Here is an 18,023-nt window from a genome sequence, read left to right on the forward strand (position 1 = left end):
GACAGACGATCATGAATACCCTGTTTCAGCCCTATCGCCTCAACGACACCCTCACTCTCGCGAATCGCTTCATGATGGCACCGCTTACCCGTTGCATGGCCGGCCCGGGCCTGGTGCCCACCGAACAGATGGCCGCCTATTACGCCCGTCGTGCCGATATCGGCCTCATCATCTCCGAAGCCACCATCATTCGCCCAGATGGCCAGGGCTATCCCAATACCCCCGGACTCTACAGCCCGGAGCAGATCGAAGGCTGGAAAAAAGTCACCAGCGCCGTACACGCCAATGGCGGCAAAATCTTCGCCCAACTGTGGCACGTGGGTCGCCTCTCCCATCCTTTCTTCCATCATGGCGAAGTGCTGGCACCGTCTGCCGTCGCCCATGAGGGCACGGTACCGCGCATGCGCGAGCTGGAGTATCAGGTCCCCCGTCCCCTGACAGTGGCCGAGATAGGCCAGCTGGCCGAGGATTACGCCCAGGCCGCTGCCAACGCCATTGAAGCAGGTTTTGACGGGGTGGAGATCCACGGTGCCAACGGCTACCTCATCGATCAGTTCCTGCACCATTCGAGCAACCTGCGTACCGATCAGTACGGCGGCAGCCCGGAAAACATGAGTCGCTTCGCACTGGAAGTGGTGGATGCGGTCAACGCCCGCATCGGATCTGAGCGGGTGGGCCTGCGGCTCTCCCCCGGTGCCTATGTGCATCTGGAAGGTGACAAGCGGGATCGCGCCGTGTTCGATTATCTGCTGGCCGAGCTGAACCAGCGCGCCCTGGCCTATGTGCATCTGGGCATCTTCGATGACAGCCTCACCTTTGACTATCTGGATGGCCACGCCTCCGACTATCTGCGCGCCCACTACGACGGCCATCTGGTCGGAGTTGGCAACTACAGCGCCGACACAGCTCTGGATGCCATCAAAGCCAACCGGTTCGACCTCATCGCCATTGGCCGCCCGCTGATCGCCAACCCGGACTATCTCGCCAAAGTGCAGAAGGGCGAGGCACTGACCCCTTATGCCGACGCCATGCTGACAGAGCTGGTGTAAACACGCCGGTTCATGACCAACCAAGGATGGGATCCGCGCCCCCGGGCGCGGGTTTCCAATGTTTGGGCCCCTTTCGGGCCCTTTTTTATGTCCGGCCTCTCCTTGTCCGCCTCATGATCCACCACTCCCCCCCATAAAAAAGTTGCTAGATACAACTAGTTAGTTATATTGGTTGTTGAAGACAACCAAATAGGAAGCCCTGATATGGATCCCCGTCCCCTGCGCGCCCTGTCGCGCGATCTGGTTCGCGAACTCGGCATGCTCTCCCAGCAGTGTGGCGAGCTGGCGCTCACCCCGCTCGAAGCACATCTGCTAATCGAACTGGAGAGCGGCCCCGCCACCAACCAGCAACTGGCCGAGCGGCTGCGCATCGACAAGTCCAATGCCAGCCGCCCGCTGGCCCGCCTCGCCGAACGGGAGCTCATCAGCTGGCACCCCCATCCGTCCGATGGACGCAGCAAGGAGGCGCGCCTCACCATCGCCGGCCAGGCCCAACTACTGGTGCTGCATCAGGAGATGGACAGCGCCATGGAAGAGACCCTGGCCCAGCTCACCCTGAGCGAACGTGAGCAGTTGTGGGCCGGCCTGCGTCTCTACCGCAGCGCCCTCTCCCGTGCCCGCCGTCAGCAGGGCTACCGCATCCGTTCCATCACTGCCGCCGACAATCCCCATATCGCCGCTGTGGTGCGCGCCGTCTCCGCCGAATACGGCCTCACCGCCGACAAGGGCTACGGGGTGGCCGACCCTGACCTCGATCGACTGCACGAGACCTATCTGGGGGAGATGAGCCGCTACTGGGTGATCGAAGGGCCTGATGGCACCATCCTCGGCGGCGGCGGCATAGCGCCGCTGGCGGGGGAAGAGGATCAGGTCTGCGAGCTGCAGAAGATGTACTTCATGCCCTCCCTGCGCGGGTTGGGGCTGGGTCGACGGCTGGTGCTGCTGGCACTGGACGAGGCACGCACCCTCGGTTACCAGCGCTGCTATCTGGAAACCACAGAGGTGTTGCGCGAGGCGACCACGCTCTACGAATCCCTCGGCTTCGAACATCTGCCTGGGCCGCTCGGCTGTACCGGCCACGATGCCTGCGAGATCTGCATGGTGCTGGAGCTGATGCCGGCAGAGTAAATGTGAGCTCCTATCCCCCTCATCCCCAGCCCTTCTCCCGCGAGGGGAGAAGGGAGCAAACAAGTTGCCTATAAACGGTGCCCTCTGCCTCACCTAAACCCGTTGGGTGTAGTGATCAAAGGCGATGACCTTCTGATATCCCTCTGATTCGTAGAGCGATTTCGCGGGATGATTGGATACGGCTGTGGCCAGCTTTACAGTCAGCGCATCTGTCTCTTTGGCAAAACTTGCCACCCGTTTTAACAGGGCTCGCGCCACTCCCTGCTGGCGGGCTGACTCGATGACAAAGAGATCGTTGAGATACCACATCCGCTTCATGGCAATGGAAGAGAATGCCGGGTAAAGCTGGGTAAAACCGATGCTTTCACCCATCTCATTGCGAGCAAGAAAGATAACTGAATCGGCATCCTCGAGGCGATCGGCGATAAACCCGGTTGCGGCACTCTGATCCGGCGCCTGCCCATAAAACTGCCGATAGGCATCAAACAGGCAACTGATTTCTTCAAGATGATCCGGGGTGGCCTGGATAATGTGCATTCAATGTCCTTATTGCAGTTTTTCCGAAATCCCATAACCAAGAGGAACCATATATTGGCGCCGTATGGAGAAATAGTTAGATATTCGTATCAAGAGGGGAAATAGAACCAGGCTGTCTGGATAAGGCCGTCCTTCACCTCGAACACCGCCACGCTCTCGATGGGCTCAGGGGAGAGACCATAAATCAGCTCGTGATCGAACACCTTGTTGCCGAGCAGGGTTCTGGAAAGCAGCTCGGCCCGCAAGGCCGGGTTGTTGAATCTGTGCTCGGCATAGAAGCTACGGAGCGCCCCCTTGCCGACTGTGCTCGGGGTCTCGGTCGGCATGCGATAGCCTTTGAAATCCTCGGCGAAACAGGCCAGGAAGGCGTCGAGGTCGTGGGCATTGTAGGCGGCAAACTGCGCCTCGACAGGCAGAGTGACGGACATATTCATCTCCATTAATGAAATTTAAATCACTTATCCGTTATTTTTATTCACACATCAAGCCCCGGATGGGGATAGCCTCCCGAAAGCGCACATAACAAAAGACCCCGCCGAAGCGGGGTCTCTCTTGTCATCAGCCACCCGCAGGGCGCGGGCGGGGTGATCAATGCTCGCGAGTCTGGCGGAAGTGAACGTCCGGATGACGTTCCTGAGACAGACGCAGGTTGACCATGGTCGGGGCTATGTAGGTGAGGTTGTCACCGCCATCCAGCGCCAGGTTCAGCTCGTTCTTGCGCTTGAACTCTTCGAACTTCTTGGCGTCAGTCCCTTCCACCCAGCGGGCGGTGGAGACGTTGACCGCCTCGTACAGGGCTTCGACGTTGTACTCGCTCTTCAGACGCGACACCACAACGTCAAACTGCAGCACACCGACCGCACCGACGATGAGATCGTTGCTGATGAGTGGACGGAACACCTGCACAGCGCCCTCTTCGGAGAGCTGGACCAGCCCCTTGAGCAGCTGCTTCTGCTTGAGCGGGTCGCGCAAGCGGATGCGGCGGAACAGCTCGGGCGCAAAGTTCGGGATGCCGGTGAACTTGAGATCCTCACCCTGGGTGAAGGTGTCGCCTATCTGTATGGTGCCGTGGTTGTGCAGACCTATGATATCGCCCGCGACGGCCTCGATGGCCTGCTCCCGATCACCGGCCATGAAGGTGACGGCGTCTGAGATGTTCACGTCCTTGCCGATGCGCACGTGGCGCATCTTCATGCCCTTGCTGTAAGTGCCGGACACCACGCGCATGAAGGCGATACGGTCGCGGTGTTTCGGATCCATGTTCGCCTGGATCTTGAATACGAAGCCGGAGAACTTCTCCTCGGTCGCTTCAACGATGCGGCTCTCGGCCTTGCGCGGCATGGGGGCCGGCGCCCAGTCGGTCAGGCCGTCCAGCATGTGGTCGACACCGAAGTTACCCAACGCAGTACCGAAGAAGACTGGCGTCATCTCGCCCGCGATGAAGGCCTCGTGATCGAACTCGGGAGAGGCGCCCTGCACCAGCTCCAGTTCACCACGCAGCTGGGCTGCCAGATCTTCACCGATGGCGGCGTCTAGATCCGGGTTGTGCAGGCCCTTGACCACCCGCTTCTCCTGGATGGTATGGCCCTGACCGGTCTGATACAGGTAGGTCTCATCCTTATAGAGGTGATAGACACCCTTGAAGGATTTGCCGCAGCCGATGGGCCAGGTGATGGGGGCACACATGATCTTCAGCTCGCGTTCCACCTCGTCCATCACTTCCATGGGATCGCGCACTTCGCGGTCCAGCTTGTTCATGAAGGTGAGGATGGGGGTATCGCGCAGCCGGGTCACTTCCATCAGCTTGCGAGTCCGGTCTTCGACACCCTTGGCGGCATCGATGACCATCAGGCAGCAGTCGACCGCCGTCAGAGTACGGTAGGTATCTTCGGAGAAGTCCTCGTGACCCGGGGTATCGAGCAGGTTGACCAGGCAATCGGCATAGGGAAACTGCATCACAGAGGTGGTGATGGAGATACCACGCTGCTTCTCCATCTCCATCCAGTCGGATTTGGCGTGCTGGCCTGAGCCACGGCCCTTGACGGTACCGGCGCGCTGAATGGCATGTCCGAACAGCAGGACCTTTTCAGTGATGGTGGTTTTACCCGCATCCGGGTGCGAGATAATCGCAAAAGTGCGTCTCTTGGAGACTTCACTCAGAAATTCAGCTGACATAATTCAACGTTCTTCTATTGGGCGGCGGCCTTGGCCACCGTGGGAATAAATACGGGATGCCGCTCACGGCACATGTATACGCAACGAAAGCCACGCCAGCTGGCGTTTTGCCAACCCGGTGGAGAGAGGGAGGAGGGCTGCGTTACATGGGTCTTCTCGCCTGAGTCAAAGCAAAATTGCGCGACATTATACCCGCGCGAGTGAAAAATACCCAGCCCGGCTTAGAGCCGTTCGCGAAGGGTGCCAGATCGCCCTATTCGGCCCGCATTACCTGGTTGCGACCGGCCTGCTTGGCTCTGTACATGGCCTCATCGGCCCGCTTGATCAGATCCCCCAGAGTCTCATCGAGCAGGCTGCATTCGGCACAGCCGATGCTGACATGCACCGGATGGCCCTCCGGCATCTCCTCTATGTGCAACCGGGAGACCTCATGACGGATCCGCTCAGCCACCTCGAGTGCCTCCTCCATACGGGTATCAGGCAGCAGCACCAGAAACTCTTCGCCACCGTGCCGCCCGACTCTGTCCAGATGACGCATCTGGGCGCCGATGCACCTGGCCACGGCAGTCAGCACCCTGTCTCCCATGTGGTGACCCAGGGTGTCATTGACCTGCTTGAAGTGGTCTATGTCCAGGATCAGCACGCACAGTGGCTTGCCATTGTCTCTGGCCTGCCTGAACCACACCTCTCCCTTGGCCTGGATCTGGCGACGATTGTGGATGCCGGTCAGCTCGTCGGTCATGGCAAGCTGACGCAGCTTGCGGGAGCGATTTAACAGGTAGAGCGCCAGCATCCCCATGACGACCAGCAACAGTACCACCACGATATATTGCCACTGGCGCCGCTCCTGCAACTGCTTCAAACGCTCGGCCTGAACCAGCTGCCGGGTCTTGAGGGTCTGGTTCTCCAACTCCTTGCGCGCCAGATCGAATTCCAAGCGGATCTGGGCCGAACGCTGTTCGTTCAGCAAGCGATCCAGCTCGCTCTTTATCTGCACATACTGCTGGAGCGCCGCCAGCGCACCATTGACCTGACCCTGCTGCTCAAGAATTCTGGCCCTGGCCTGATAGATCCAGGCGAGAAAGCGCTGGTTCTGCTCCTGACTGAAGATGGACTCGGCCCTGGCCAGATAGTGCAGGGCCTTGTCCCACTCCTTTTTGGCATCCAGCGTCAATCCCATCACCAGTTGCCAGAGCCCCAGCGTCGCCTCGTCCGTATCTTTTTCATGTCGATACAGGACAGGTTTCGCCTGCTCCAGCTTGGTCAGCGCCTCGTCAACCCGTTTCAGATTCAACAGGCACCAGGACAACTCGACCCTGAGCCAGGCAAGATCCATCTCTCTCTGCTGCTGACGGTAATAACGCTCACCCGCTTCTAGCAGGGGCAGGGCTTGCTCGTAACGGCCCTGATCGGTATAGAGGATGGCCAGCTGGGTACCGACATCGATCAGGTTGCTCTGATCGTGCCGTTGCAGATAGGCCTGCATCAGCTCTTCAAAATACTCATGGGCTCGCGCGTATATCCCCATTCGCCGGTAGGTGTTGGCAATCTGGGCCAACACCTGCAGCCTCATCCCCTCCAGTTCCAGCGCAACATAACCGTCATAGGCGGCGAGCAGGTCTATCAAGCCCTGTGCCAATGCCCCCTGATAGGCAAACATATCGCCCCGATAACTGAGTGCATCGCTCTTCAGACGAGGATCCTCGAGAGCCTCAGCCAGTACCAGGGCGGCATCATAATCCGCCTTGGCCTGGGTCATATTGCCCAGCATCTGCTGATTGAAGCCCCGGCAGATAAAGAGCCCGGCCTCCGTCTCTCTGTCCTGCTGCTTGCGAGCCGACGCCAGCTGCTCACTGGCAAACGCAATGGTCGCCTCATATTCGCTGGTACGCTCGGAATCGCGCGCCCAGCACTGCAACCGGGCGATGCGTCCCTGCAACTGTGGTGAGTAGCTCTCCCTGTGGGCCGCCAAGGCGGCAACTCGCAGCCGGAAGACGCGAGGGGGAAGAGCATCATTTTCCAACTGGCTCAGCTCCCCGACGAGCACAGGTTCCGGCAAGGGGCCACGGGCTGCCCACACCGGCGCGGCCCACCCTGCGAGCAGGAGCAGCGGCATCAGACAAAGTGAAGCCATTTTAGGAATCATGAGAGGAAACAAGCTCATTGCGGCACAAACATGGACTTATCATATCGCTCCTTGGGTGGCTCGCCAGCAAAACCTGTCCATGCGGTACCACTCACAGGCCATCAGCCCCGGCAAGAAGCTTTGCAGAGTGCAAGACGAGAGGAGGGCTACATTATCGTTTTGTCGCACTTTACAGGCTCACAGCCAGCATCGACTATAGGCCGCAACGACCACAGGGAAGAACGAGTTCATGACATACGAGGAGCTGCAGGCCGCCTATGACAAGCTGCTGCAGGAGAATGAGCGCCTGAAGCGGGTGGCCGACGATGCGCGGGAGAAACTGGATGCCGCCATGGACGGCACTGGCCTGTGTATCTGGCAGAATCACCTTCCCACCGGCAAGCTCATCATCTTCAACCGACGCTGGGGGGCCATGCTCGGCTACCAGCCCAAGGAGCTGTCGGCCCACTTCGATGTGTGGCGTGAACACTTGCATCCGGAAGACAGGGAGCGGGTACTGCAGGCCTTCTTCGATCATCTGAGCGGCAAGAGCCCCTTCTATCAGGTGATGCACCGCATGATCGCCAAGGATGGCAAGACCACCTGGGTGCTGGACAGGGGCCGGGTGGTGGAGTGGGATGAGCAGGGCCAACCGCTGCGGGTGATGGGTACCCACATCGACATCACCCATGAGAAGGAGTACGAACAGCAGCTCGCCCAGCTCGCCCATCGGGATCCTCTCACTGGCCTGCTCAATCGCACTGCATTGCAACGCCAGTTCCCGCAGGAGTTCAGGGCCATCTGCTTCATCGATCTCGATAACTTCAAGCAGGTGAACGACAACTTGGGCCACAGGGCAGGTGATGAGCTGCTGATCGCCCTCACCCAGCGGATCAAGGCCTGTTGTGACGAAGGGGTGAAGCTGGGCCGCCTCGGCGGGGACGAGTTCGTGTTGCTGCTGCCCTGGCACAGTGACGATCCCCGCACCCATCACCTGGCCCACCAGTGCGTCAATGTCATCTCGACTCCGTTCGAGCTGCCCAACGGCGAGGCCGAGGTGGGATTGAGCATGGGGATAGCGCAGATCCGGCCACAGGATGACTTCAGCACGGCGCTGGCCAGAGCCGATCAGGCCATGTATCGAGTCAAACGCAGCGGCAAGCGGGGTTTTTATGTCTCCCAGCCCAGCGGCCAGCCCCTGCTGGATCAGGATCAGGTCAACGAGCGGGGTCTCGGCCACCAGCCCGGTGCCTGAAAAAAGTCAAATGGGCAGCGGCCCCATCACCTTGACCGCGCGAATGGCGAAGTGGCTGCTGATGTCATTGACCATGTCCTGGGACTGCAATCGTCTGATCCACTGCTCATAGGCAGGCAGATCCGGCACCACCACCTCCAGCAGATAGTCGTAATTGCCGGAGACGGTGTGGCAGCTGATCACCTCAGCCATGGCCGCCACCGCCTGCTCGAAGGCATCTACCAAGGGCTCCTTGTGCTGGCTGAGCCGCACGTTGACGAAGATGGTGATGCCAAGGCCAAGTTTCTCCCGCGCCAGCACGGCACGATACCCCTGAATGTGTCCCTCCCCCTCCAACCGCCTCAGGCGCCGCGCACAGGGGGAGGCTGACAAACCAACCTGCTCCGCCAGCTCCACTGTGGAGAGGCGACCATCCTGTTGCAGCAACCGCAGCAGATGTAAATCAATTCTGTCGAGCATCTTGGCGATATCCGGTAAAAATCCCTGCTGGATTAGCTGAAACTAGCAACTACATCCGGATTTCTCAAACAGTTTGCCCTGAAACACCCTCCCTCCTGGCCGGATAATGGCGCAGGACATTCCATGGAGGGAGCCCTTATGTCATTCACCCTGTCACCCCGTTGCAGCGGCTGGGCCGCCGCCCTCGCCACTGTGCTGCTCTGGTCCGGTTTCTTCCTCTCCCTGCGCCTTGGTGCCGAGGAGAAGCTCCCGCCACAGGCGCTGGCGCTGCTGCGATTTGGTATCCCCGCCTTGCTGCTGCTTCCCTACTACTGGCGCCACCGCCCCCGGCTGCACAGCGTTCCCCTGCGCTGGCAGCTAGCCATGCTGGCCGGGGCCGGTCTGCCCTTCTTCTGGCTCGGCGCCACCGGCATGCAGCTGGCTCCAGTCGCACAGGGCAGCGCCCTGATACCGGGCACAGCCCCCCTCATGGTCAGCCTGCTGGGCCTGCTGCTGTGGCGCGAACCTTGCCCCGCCCAACGACGCTGCGGGCTCTCCCTCATCGCCCTGGCCACGGCGACCCTGCTGCTGAGCGGGGAGCCCGGTTTATGGCAGGGGCAAGTCTGTTTTCTGGGGGCGGCCCTGCTGTGGGCCCTGTTTACCCTGGCAGTCAGGCATAGCGGACTCGCGGCACTGGATGCCGCCGCTCTGGTGGCGGTGCCCTCAGCCCTGTTGCTGCTGCCGACACTCCTGTGGAGCCCCTTGCCCACTGTGGGTCATGCCAGCATCTGGTTATGGCAGGGTTTGTTGCAGGGAATTGGGGCCGGTTTGCTGGCGGCGCTCTGTTACGCCCACGCCATTCGCACCCTGGGGGCAGAGGTCAGCTCGGCACTCGGCTCCCTGACCCCTGTGATGGCGGCCATGTTGGCCTGGTGGCTGCTGGGGGAGACCCTCTCCCAGCCGGTATGGCTGGCGCTGGGCCTCTTGTGTGTCGGCGTTGTGCTGGCCAGTCTGCCAGTATGGCGCGGATCAGGGGGGTCAATATCAGCTACGCAACCAGCGGCGCAGCAAGCGGCCGCGCAGACCGCAGTCGAGTAGCCAGCTTTTATCGAACACCCGCAGCAGGGCCGGCTTGGCGTGACGGGACATGGCAACGGCGTTGAACCGGGTGCCACGGCCACGCTGGCGGTCCATCAGCTCCACCAGCGAAGCGGGCAGACGCTGGGCAATGAAGTCGGAGATCACCAGCACATCCGCCAGCTCGAAACCGGGCGCCTGTAACTGTTGCAGGGTGGCGCTCAGGCAGGGCAGCAGATCCGTGCCGCCATTGAAGGTCATGGCCAGAAAACGCTGAGCTTCATCGAGGCCGTTGGCATCGGTCAGCTCGAAGGTCGCCACATCGGTGGAGAAGAGCATCACGAAGCAGCGCCGCTGCTCGGTCAAGGCAAGCTGCAACAGCGCCAGCGCCAGCGCCTTGGCACACTGCTCAGGGTACCCCCCCATGGAGCCGGACGTATCGATACAGACAATCACTGGCCCCATGGGCTGCAACTCCTGATCACCCCGATCCGTGGTACGAGGCAGCAACTGATGCCTCGGCAGGGTGCCTCTGGCCTGATAGCTGAGCAGGCGCCGCTCCAGATAGCGGCGGTAAAACTCCAGCTCCAGCTCGGGCACCCCCAGCATGACGGCCTCACTAGGCAGCATTCTCATCAGATCGTTGGCCGGGTGGATCCCGACCAGATCATCGGGCACATCGTCGCTTAACACCGGCTCCTGGATCAGGGTGGGCTGCGGCGGCTGGAGCCGCTGCAACTGCTCGCTATCGTGCAGACTGCGCCCCATGCTGTCTGCGATCTCCTGCAACATGGGCTCTTTGCGCAACATGGCGGCATATTGGCGGATCAGCACCAGAGAGGCAGGCTGCCAGCGTCCCTGAGCCAGGTTCCACAAGCCACCGGCCGTGCGCCGCTGGGGATCCAGCACTTGTTCCAGCACCTCGCTGGCGCCTATCTGTTCCTCCAGCTCCTGCTGCAACCTGAGCCGCTCCGCCTCGGCCAGCTCCTGCTGCAAACGCAGCAAGGCCCCTACCAGGCTGGCTCGCCACTTCTCAAACATCAGCCGCCTGGCTCCCTCGGTGGGATGATCCACCAACTGATGGGCCAGCTGTCGCCCCTCATCGGCAAAGTCGCTACCCCGCTCCAGAGCACTGAGCAGGGTAGGCAACTCGGCCACAAGGCGAGCGAGGGAAAGGGAGATAAAGTGCTGATAGAGCAGAAACTCCTGTTCCAGCACGGGAGGAACAGGAGTATGGGCTATGGTGTCGTTCACCTGATGGCGCCAGCGCTGCAGCCGCTGTTTCAGGGAACGGCCCTGTGCCTTGCCTATCCGGATGAAGCGGGAGATCTGGGTACTGGCCAGCAGGGCGACCACCATCTCGGACACCATCTCTCCCTCCGAGATCGCCAGCAAGGCGCTCATGGTGCCAATTTCGATCATTTACCCCTGCTCCCCGCACAGCAGTGGCAGGCGCTGCTGCCACTGGGCCAGTTGCTCAGCCGTTTGATCAAGTTCACGGGCCAGGGTAAAGAAGCCCTCCTCGATGGCTACCAGCCAGCGCGAGCCGATGAAATGGTGGGGTTGGTGGTCATCAAAACGATGACGCTGACGACGCAGATCGGTGCGCAAGGCCGCCAGCTGGTCACTGAGGTTGGCAAGGGTCTTGTACCAGGGGGCGCTTATCAGACCAGGCAAGGGCTCACGGCACACCAGCACCAGAGGAATGGGGTGGCGCTGGCTGTCGAGCAGATTGAGACGCTGGCTGCTGTCGAGCTCAAGCTCCAGCGTCAATCCTGTCTTGCTGCCAACGGGATGGAACATCACCTTGTCGCCACCGAACTGCCAGTGACCCAGCACCACCTTGTCACACTCCAGTGTCTCTACCAGCAGATCCGGCTCCTCCGGGCTGAGTCGGGCCGGGGTAAGCAGGTGCAGCTGGATTTGCAGGCCCCGCTCCCCCTGCTTGCGGGCCTCCTCCAGGGGTAATTGCCAGCCCTTGCTGCGCTTGCCCAGCATCCCCTTGTGGGGATCCGCCTTGAGCGCCAGCCGGATACTCATCTGCTGTTGCAACTCCTGCAAGGCCGAGGTGACGGCCATATGACGGGAAATCAATGCCTGCTGCCGGTAACAGTGCAGGCGGGCAAACTCCTCCATCAACGTCAGCAGGGCGGTGCGGCTCTCTTCGTTATGCCAGAGACAATCTTTCAGCAGCAGCAGATCCAGCGGCGCTACCTCCCGCCGGCCATGGAAGAAGGCACTGGCCTTGCACAGGCGCACCGCCTTTTTCCAGCGCCGATCCGAGACATAGCAGGGTTCGTCGCCCATGCTGTCGAGCCGCTGTCGCAGCTGATAGACAAGCTCGAATACCTCGTCGGGCAACACCACCTGCTCGATCTGCCGTTGCCACAGCAGATATTCCTCGCTTTGCACCTGCAGGGCGGGAGAGAGGTGACGGGGGGAGGCGCCATCACTGGACAACATGGCCTGGAAGTTGGATTTCTCTTGCACCCTGTCCATCCAGACGCGCACCAGCATGCGGTCATAGAGCGCATCCAGCCCGCTGTCCGGGGCGGGCAGCTCGTTGGAAGCGCTGATCAGCAGACGCATCGGAATGGGGAGTGTCTCGTCGCCGTTACGGAACTGACGCTCGTTGATGGCAGTCAGCAGGGTGTTGAGGATGGCCGGGCCCGCCTTCCAGATCTCGTCGAGAAAGACCACCTCGGCCTGGGGCAGATATCCGGCGGTCAGGCGCAGGTACTTGCCATCTTCCTTCAGGGCCTGGATAGACAGGGGGCCAAACACCTCCTCCGGCGTGCTGAAGCGGGTCATCAGGTACTCGAAATGACGGGCTTCATGGAAGGCAAGCTTGAGACGACGGGCAATCAGGCTCTTGGCAATCCCGGGGGGGCCCAGCAGAAACACGCTCTCGCCGCTCAGTGCCGCCAGCAGGCCTAGCCGCAAGGCATCCTGGCGTTCATAAAGCCCCTCGCCGAGGGCGGCCAGCAGGTTAGGCAGGCGTTCATGAATGGGCACGGCACGGGCAGAACTGTGAGCAGATAATGACATAGAGAGCATTCCGAAGCTGGGATCACGATAATTCCGGGTCACGTCATGACGATCAGATTGCCCGGGGTTGGTTTTATTATGATGTTGTCTGTTATGGTCTGCCTGCCAACCCCATCCCGACTGACCGGACTGGAAGCACAGCAGAATGGCAAAGAGTGCAGAAAAAGGCGTTCGAGTGTACCCTTCGCAGCACATTTTTCACCAACTCAGATCAAGAGTGAGTCATCATCCATGCAAGATCCCGTTCGCCAGCACATCTTGGCCAGAATCGGTATTCAAGGCTGGCAACTCAGACGCCCCCAGTTACTGGCTGGCTCTCGTGATGAGGCAGCACAGACCGGGCAGCCAGATCCCCGGCCTCATGTCGACCTGCCCACCGGCAAGCTCTGGGTGCGGGCACCGGCGCTGCCGGATACCGCTCTGCTCCACGACATCTGCCAGTTGCTGGGGATTGCCCCCCATGAGGTGAGTCTGCTGCAGGAGATGCCGGAGCAAGCTGCCCCCTCGCTGCTCTGGCTCACCGAGCCGGATCCTCGCTGGCCAGAGGCGCTGATCTGCCCGCTCTCTCCCGATGCGCCCCACAAACGGGCGCTGTGGCAACAGTTGCGCCAACGGGTGCCATCCAGCCAGGAGCAGGGCTCATTGTGATCGGCTCCGGGCCGCAATGCAGCACGGCCATCTCATCTTTACCAAACTTTACATTTGGCCGACCGGGCCAGCCGACCCCGCATTAACCGGAGTGATCATGCACCTCTTTCGCCCCCTGCTCGAATCCGACTTCGAGCTTGTCTATCCCATAGAACAAGCCGCCCACAAGGAGCCCTGGAGCCAGGCCAATCTGCTCTCCTGTTTCGGGCCGCGCTATCTCAATGGTTTGATGCTGGTGGATGGGCGGCCTGCGGGGTTCTACATCTCGGATCTGGTGGCGGGCGACAGTTCGCTGATGAACATCTGCGTGCACCCCGATTTTCAGGGCAAGGGGCTGGGACGGACACTGCTGAAGGAGTATCTCGCCCGCAGCAAGGAAAAGAGAGCCGAGGCCTGGTTTCTGGAGGTGCGCGCCAGCAACAAGACAGCCATCGGCCTCTACGAGAGTGAAGGGTTTGCCGAGTATTGCCGCCGGGTCGACTACTATGGCACCGGCAACGAGCGGGAAGATGCCGTGCTCATGTCCCGCCTGTTCGACTTCAGCTGATACGGGCTGTCATTCCAGCGGTGCATCGTTTACCGCAGGATCTTGCAACGCCAGCGTGGTGTGGACCACAGCAGCGAAAGCCGCCGGAGAGAGCGGCATGAAATAACCCCTCTGCCAAGTCACACCGGGCATCCAGATCTGCTGGATATCTGGGACTATCTTGATGGGTTTGAAAGGGCCACCACTCTCTTGCAAGTAAACGCCAGGCAAGGTGGCCGTTTTGGGGAAATAGCTCAAGACCAGTTCACTGCCATCTTTATTGTCAGCCTTGAGCCGCACCCTGACCACCTCCCCATACACCTTCGCCATGGCAGGATCACGCCACAGCAGCTTGTCCAGCAGCTCGCATCTACGGCATTTTTTACCTTCCAGAAGATAGAGCAACGGCTTGCCACTGCTTGCTGCCTGCTGTTGGGCCTGGTTATATCCCTTGATGCCGTAGTACCAGGGCGAGGTCACCTGACGATTTGCCCAGAGCCACCAGGTGACCCCAACCATCAATAATGACACCACCACCACAACCGCAACGACTATCACTACCAGCCGGCCTTTCAATACCATCATCTGCTCCTGTTAACCGGATCCTTATGGTTATCAAGCATCATGCCTCAGCTCGCTCTGGTTGGCGACTTTGTGATCCAGGACAAACAGCGAACACTTGTAAGCTGTAATGTTGGAGTTTAAACTCTAGCGCGAATTTTAGTGCCCTCGCGGGCGTACAACTGTTACTTGAGGATGTTTGACTGATGCCGAAACTCCATCTGGTTCGACTGATGCGTGAACGTATTGCCCGGCTTGGCAACAAGGCCGCCCTGCGCGTACAACAGGATGGCCAGTGGCGCGCCATCGGCTGGCGTACCCTGGGACAGGCCATGGACTACTGTGCCCAGGCGCTGATCCGCGTCGGCCACCAGCCAACCGAAATGGTCGGTCTCTACGCCCGCAACATGCCGGAGTGGACCCAGGCAGATCTCGGCATCCTCGCCGCCCGCGGCGTCAGCGTGCCCATCTACCCCACCAGCACCCTTGAGCAACTCAGGTACATAGTGCGCGATGCCAGTATCGGCCTGCTGTTTGTCGGTGAACAGCCCCAGTTCGATCAGGCGCTGACCTTGTTGAATGATGGCGAGATCCGCCAGATAGTCGCCCTCGATGGCAAGGTCAATCTGCGCGGCTGCGCCCAGGCCAGCCACTTTCAGGAATTTCTCGCTTCCGGCAACCATCAGGCCAGCGAGCAGGAGCTGCGGGTGCGGGAAAGCCAGTACCGGATGGATGACCTGCTGACCCTGATCTACACCTCGGGTACCACGGGCGAACCCAAGGGGGTCATGCTCGATTTTGCCAACATCGCCGCCTGTTTCGAGATGCACAACAGTCGCCTGGACCTCAACGAGCAGGATGTGTCGCTCTGCATGCTGCCGCTGAGCCATGTGTTCGAACGTGCCTGGACCTACTATGTGCTCTACTGCGGCGCCGAGAACGTCTACATTCGCGACCCGCAGAAGGTAATGGATGTCATCGGCGAGGTGCAGCCGACCGTGATGTGTGCCGTCCCGCGCCTCTACGAGAAGGCCTACGCCATGATCCAGGCCAGGGTAGCCCAGGCGCCGCGCCTGCGCCGCGCCCTGTTTGGCTGGGCCACCCGCGTCGGCAAGCAGATGGTGGCGACCCGTCAGGCGGGCAAATCAGCCTCTCCCCTGCTCTGTGCCCAGCTCGCGCTGGCGGAGCGACTGGTGTTTCGCAAGCTGCGCGCCCGCTTTGGCGGCCATACCCGCTTCCTGCCGGTGGCCGGCGCTCGTCTGGCCGACGACGTGAATCTCTTTTTCCAGGCCATGGGGCTCAACCTCAAGTACGGCTATGGCATGACGGAGACCACGGCCACCGTCTGCTGTTACGAAGATCAACAATTCAAGCTGGGCTCCATCGGCACCGCCCTCAACGGCATCGAAGTGAAGCTGGGTGAGAACAACGAGCTGCTGGTGCGCTCCCCCACCGTGATGCGCGGCTACTACAACAAGCCGGAAGCCACTGCCGAAGTGATGACCGCAGATGGCTTTCTCTGTACCGGTGATGCGGGCGAGCTGGACAAGGACGGCAATATCTACTTCACCGAACGGCTGAAGGAGCTGATGAAGACCTCCAACGGCAAATACGTGGCACCGCAACTGGTGGAAGGGACCATCGGCAAGGATCGCTTCATCGAGCAGATCGCCATCGTCGCCGATGCCCGCCACTTCGTCTCGGCGCTGATAGTGCCCTGCTTCGAATCGCTGGAAGAGTACGCCCGCTCCATCAACCTGCAGTACCAGTGCAAGACGGAGCTGCTGCGCCACTCCCGGGTGATGGAGTTCTTCGATGCCCGCATCCAGGATTTGCAAAAGGAGCTGGCCAAGTTCGAGCAGGTGAAGAAGTTCACCCTGCTGCCGAGCGCCTTCTCCATGGAGCTGGGAGAGATCACCCCCACCATGAAGCTGCGCCGCAAGATCATTGAATCCAAGTACCAAAGCGAGATCGAGGCCATGTACAACCATGTCTGAGTACAACCACGTCTGATCCCGCCCGCCATGAAATCAAAAAGCCGCTCATCGAGCGGCTTTTTGCTGTCTGTCTGACAAGTGATCAGGGCAGTTTGACCAGTGGCAGCTCACGCATCTCGGTGGGACGGCCCCCCTGGATCTTGTCGACCTCTGCCAGCGCCTGCTTCACCTCATCCCCATTGCGCAGCAGACGATAGGTCAGATCGAAGGTCTTGGTCTCCCCCGGCTGGATCTTGGGCACCAGCCCCAGCGGACGCTGGTACTTGGTGCTGTAGGCATAGCTGGTGCCAGGCTCGATACCCGTCACATACCCCTGGGCCCGGGTGTCGGTATTCTTCCACAGGGTCAGCACGGGCAGCTGGTGGGTGTTGTAGGCCACCGCCACACCGGCGCTGCCCTGCCGGTTGTTGAGCACAGCCAGGGTGTTGCCATCGGCATCGCTGTAAGGGACCAGGTTGAACACCATCTCGTCGAAGCCCTTGGTCGGCCCCAGATAGGTTTGCCAGCTCTTCAGGCCCGCCTTGGCGTAGTCGTTGAACGGGGAGATCTGCTTCACCGGCGTACTGACTTGCGCCCCCTCTTCCAGGATCGGCGCCCCGAAATTGCTGTGGTAGATGATCTGGTACTCGTTCTCATAATCCGCGTGGTTGGTCAACTTGTCCTGCAGGGAAAATTCCGCCTGACCGGGCACTACGCTCAGCTGGGTCCAGGTAACCAGCTCGCTCATCTTGAAGGTGCGCTCATCCACCCGACCCAGCACATGAATGGCATAGGGCGGCTCCTCATCTATGGTCACGCTGACCACGGATGCCGGTATGTTCTGCACCCGACCATGCAGGCTCTTGAGTCGGCCGTCATCGTCCACCCCGGGGTGGCCCGTCCACTCGTAACCGCAGCGCACCAGCATCTCGTTGAAGCCATCGAGCCAACCGAGACCAGCGCGGCTCTCCAGATCGATGAAGGCCGGGTTGACCACCTCCTTGACGGGAGAATCCCAGCCGAGGCGCAGATCGGCCCCCTTGACCTCCTTGATCCCCATGCCTCGGGTCGGCACCAGGGTAATCTTCATCACACCGTTGTCGACGATTAGCAGATCCACCCCCTCCTGCCGTCCGCCGTGCAGCCGCTTCTTCTCGATGGAGAAGGGGACGGGACTCTTGATACCCAGTTTGTCGCTGCTTATCTTCCAGTCCCCCACATCCAGTCCCTGCTGGGAGTCGGTCAGCAGGAATTCGGCGGCCTGGCCTGAGCTCGCGCCCAGGGCGAGCAGTACGGCGATGGAGAGTTTCTTCAACATGGATTTATCCTCGTGTCTCTTGTTCTTGTGAATGATTTTTGTGAAAGCTGAATCGTTTCAGTTACCGAGACGTTAGGCCCCCATCCCACAAGACTCAAGCTGCAAAAGGGCGAAATGTGAGCCGATTGACAATAAAAACACCACAGGCCCTGCTGAAGTGAA

The 18,023-nt window shown here is 60.4% G+C and carries 16 protein-coding genes; 7 read left to right on the forward strand and 9 right to left on the reverse strand.

All coding sequences use genetic code 11. The features are described 5' to 3' along the window. Positions 1-11 precede the first annotated feature (11 nt). Together GWQ31_RS17430 and GWQ31_RS17435 are read left to right on the forward strand one after the other, a co-directional pair. Positions 12-1,049 carry an alkene reductase gene (locus GWQ31_RS17430; protein ID WP_192896352.1) on the forward strand — a complete coding sequence of 346 codons (1,038 nt, stop codon included), beginning with the start codon at positions 12-14 and terminating at the stop codon, positions 1,047-1,049. A gap of 204 nt (positions 1,050-1,253) precedes the next feature. Beyond that, on the forward strand, positions 1,254-2,177 hold the full coding sequence (locus GWQ31_RS17435; RefSeq protein WP_275909898.1) for a GNAT family N-acetyltransferase: 924 nt from the start codon (positions 1,254-1,256) through the stop codon (positions 2,175-2,177). A gap of 93 nt (positions 2,178-2,270) precedes the next feature. Here GWQ31_RS17435 and GWQ31_RS17440 read toward each other — a convergent pair whose 3' ends face one another. From GWQ31_RS17440 to GWQ31_RS17455, 4 genes are all read right to left on the reverse strand, one after another. Further along, positions 2,271-2,714, reverse strand: coding sequence for a GNAT family N-acetyltransferase (locus tag GWQ31_RS17440; protein ID WP_219598379.1), 444 nt, complete (start codon positions 2,712-2,714; stop codon positions 2,271-2,273). 89 nt (positions 2,715-2,803) lie between these two features. After that, positions 2,804-3,142, reverse strand: a complete 339-nt coding sequence (locus GWQ31_RS17445; RefSeq protein WP_058394971.1) for a nuclear transport factor 2 family protein — start codon at positions 3,140-3,142, stop codon at positions 2,804-2,806. A 160-nt stretch (positions 3,143-3,302) separates the two neighbouring features. After that, the gene (prfC, locus tag GWQ31_RS17450) at positions 3,303-4,892 is read right to left on the reverse strand and encodes a peptide chain release factor 3 (RefSeq protein WP_265422237.1); all 1,590 of its coding nucleotides are present in this window, start codon (positions 4,890-4,892) and stop codon (positions 3,303-3,305) included. A gap of 250 nt (positions 4,893-5,142) precedes the next feature. Further along, positions 5,143-7,023, reverse strand: a complete 1,881-nt coding sequence (locus GWQ31_RS17455) for a GGDEF domain-containing protein (protein WP_275909899.1) — start codon at positions 7,021-7,023, stop codon at positions 5,143-5,145. Positions 7,024-7,264: 241 nt separating this feature from the next. On the opposite strand from GWQ31_RS17455, the gene GWQ31_RS17460 reads away from it, so the two are divergent. Beyond that, positions 7,265-8,269, forward strand: coding sequence for a sensor domain-containing diguanylate cyclase (locus GWQ31_RS17460; RefSeq protein ID WP_021138621.1), 1,005 nt, complete (start codon positions 7,265-7,267; stop codon positions 8,267-8,269). 6 nt (positions 8,270-8,275) lie between these two features. Here GWQ31_RS17460 and GWQ31_RS17465 read toward each other — a convergent pair whose 3' ends face one another. After that, complete coding sequence (locus tag GWQ31_RS17465; protein ID WP_021138620.1) at positions 8,276-8,728, reverse strand: Lrp/AsnC family transcriptional regulator; 453 nt, start codon at positions 8,726-8,728, stop codon at positions 8,276-8,278. Between the two features lie 138 nt (positions 8,729-8,866). Here GWQ31_RS17465 and GWQ31_RS17470 point away from each other — a divergent pair, with 138 nt between their 5' ends. Further along, positions 8,867-9,805 (forward strand): DMT family transporter, encoded by a 939-nt coding sequence (locus GWQ31_RS17470; protein WP_275909900.1) that lies wholly within the window; start codon positions 8,867-8,869, stop codon positions 9,803-9,805. On the opposite strand, the gene viaA is transcribed toward GWQ31_RS17470, so the two are convergent. After that, positions 9,752-11,206, reverse strand: a complete 1,455-nt coding sequence (gene viaA, locus GWQ31_RS17475) for an ATPase RavA stimulator ViaA (RefSeq protein ID WP_275909901.1) — start codon at positions 11,204-11,206, stop codon at positions 9,752-9,754. The two genes, GWQ31_RS17470 and viaA, sit on opposite strands and share 54 nt — an antisense overlap. Continuing rightward, positions 11,207-12,832, reverse strand: coding sequence for an ATPase RavA domain-containing protein (locus GWQ31_RS17480; RefSeq protein ID WP_275909902.1), 1,626 nt, complete (start codon positions 12,830-12,832; stop codon positions 11,207-11,209). A gap of 231 nt (positions 12,833-13,063) precedes the next feature. On the opposite strand from GWQ31_RS17480, the gene GWQ31_RS17485 reads away from it, so the two are divergent. Beyond that, positions 13,064-13,480 (forward strand): hypothetical protein, encoded by a 417-nt coding sequence (locus GWQ31_RS17485; protein WP_275909903.1) that lies wholly within the window; start codon positions 13,064-13,066, stop codon positions 13,478-13,480. Positions 13,481-13,577: 97 nt separating this feature from the next. Further along, on the forward strand, positions 13,578-14,027 hold the full coding sequence (gene rimI / locus GWQ31_RS17490) for a ribosomal protein S18-alanine N-acetyltransferase (RefSeq protein ID WP_265422224.1): 450 nt from the start codon (positions 13,578-13,580) through the stop codon (positions 14,025-14,027). 9 nt (positions 14,028-14,036) lie between these two features. Here rimI and GWQ31_RS17495 read toward each other — a convergent pair whose 3' ends face one another. Further along, positions 14,037-14,525, reverse strand: a complete 489-nt coding sequence (locus GWQ31_RS17495) for a thioredoxin family protein (RefSeq protein ID WP_321167829.1) — start codon at positions 14,523-14,525, stop codon at positions 14,037-14,039. Positions 14,526-14,773: 248 nt separating this feature from the next. Between GWQ31_RS17495 and GWQ31_RS17500 the strand changes: the two genes are divergently transcribed. After that, on the forward strand, positions 14,774-16,564 hold the full coding sequence (locus GWQ31_RS17500) for a long-chain fatty acid--CoA ligase (protein WP_265451827.1): 1,791 nt from the start codon (positions 14,774-14,776) through the stop codon (positions 16,562-16,564). A gap of 82 nt (positions 16,565-16,646) precedes the next feature. On the opposite strand, the gene GWQ31_RS17505 is transcribed toward GWQ31_RS17500, so the two are convergent. Continuing rightward, complete coding sequence (locus GWQ31_RS17505) at positions 16,647-17,861, reverse strand: aldose 1-epimerase family protein (protein ID WP_021138612.1); 1,215 nt, start codon at positions 17,859-17,861, stop codon at positions 16,647-16,649. Positions 17,862-18,023 lie beyond the last annotated feature (162 nt).

Origin of the sequence: Aeromonas sp. 2MA4 (assembly GCF_029237305.1) — a bacterium.
GTDB lineage: Bacteria > Pseudomonadota > Gammaproteobacteria > Enterobacterales > Aeromonadaceae > Aeromonas > Aeromonas salmonicida.

What these genes read in the sequence shown, in the direction of transcription:
- GWQ31_RS17460 (WP_021138621.1), top strand. Translation starts at nt 7,265, where the DNA reads ATGACATACGAGGAGCTGCAGGCCGCCTATGACAAGCTGCTGCAGGAG.
- viaA (WP_275909901.1), bottom strand. Translation starts at nt 11,206, where the DNA reads ATGATCGAAATTGGCACCATGAGCGCCTTGCTGGCGATCTCGGAGGGA.
- GWQ31_RS17480 (WP_275909902.1), bottom strand. Translation starts at nt 12,832, where the DNA reads ATGTCATTATCTGCTCACAGTTCTGCCCGTGCCGTGCCCATTCATGAA.
- GWQ31_RS17430 (WP_192896352.1), top strand. Translation starts at nt 12, where the DNA reads ATGAATACCCTGTTTCAGCCCTATCGCCTCAACGACACCCTCACTCTC.
- GWQ31_RS17505 (WP_021138612.1), bottom strand. Translation starts at nt 17,861, where the DNA reads ATGTTGAAGAAACTCTCCATCGCCGTACTGCTCGCCCTGGGCGCGAGC.
- GWQ31_RS17435 (WP_275909898.1), top strand. Translation starts at nt 1,254, where the DNA reads ATGGATCCCCGTCCCCTGCGCGCCCTGTCGCGCGATCTGGTTCGCGAA.
- GWQ31_RS17500 (WP_265451827.1), top strand. Translation starts at nt 14,774, where the DNA reads ATGCCGAAACTCCATCTGGTTCGACTGATGCGTGAACGTATTGCCCGG.
- GWQ31_RS17465 (WP_021138620.1), bottom strand. Translation starts at nt 8,728, where the DNA reads ATGCTCGACAGAATTGATTTACATCTGCTGCGGTTGCTGCAACAGGAT.
- GWQ31_RS17455 (WP_275909899.1), bottom strand. Translation starts at nt 7,023, where the DNA reads ATGGCTTCACTTTGTCTGATGCCGCTGCTCCTGCTCGCAGGGTGGGCC.
- GWQ31_RS17485 (WP_275909903.1), top strand. Translation starts at nt 13,064, where the DNA reads ATGCAAGATCCCGTTCGCCAGCACATCTTGGCCAGAATCGGTATTCAA.
- rimI (WP_265422224.1), top strand. Translation starts at nt 13,578, where the DNA reads ATGCACCTCTTTCGCCCCCTGCTCGAATCCGACTTCGAGCTTGTCTAT.
- GWQ31_RS17440 (WP_219598379.1), bottom strand. Translation starts at nt 2,714, where the DNA reads ATGCACATTATCCAGGCCACCCCGGATCATCTTGAAGAAATCAGTTGC.
- GWQ31_RS17470 (WP_275909900.1), top strand. Translation starts at nt 8,867, where the DNA reads ATGTCATTCACCCTGTCACCCCGTTGCAGCGGCTGGGCCGCCGCCCTC.
- GWQ31_RS17495 (WP_321167829.1), bottom strand. Translation starts at nt 14,525, where the DNA reads ATGGTTGGGGTCACCTGGTGGCTCTGGGCAAATCGTCAGGTGACCTCG.
- GWQ31_RS17445 (WP_058394971.1), bottom strand. Translation starts at nt 3,142, where the DNA reads ATGTCCGTCACTCTGCCTGTCGAGGCGCAGTTTGCCGCCTACAATGCC.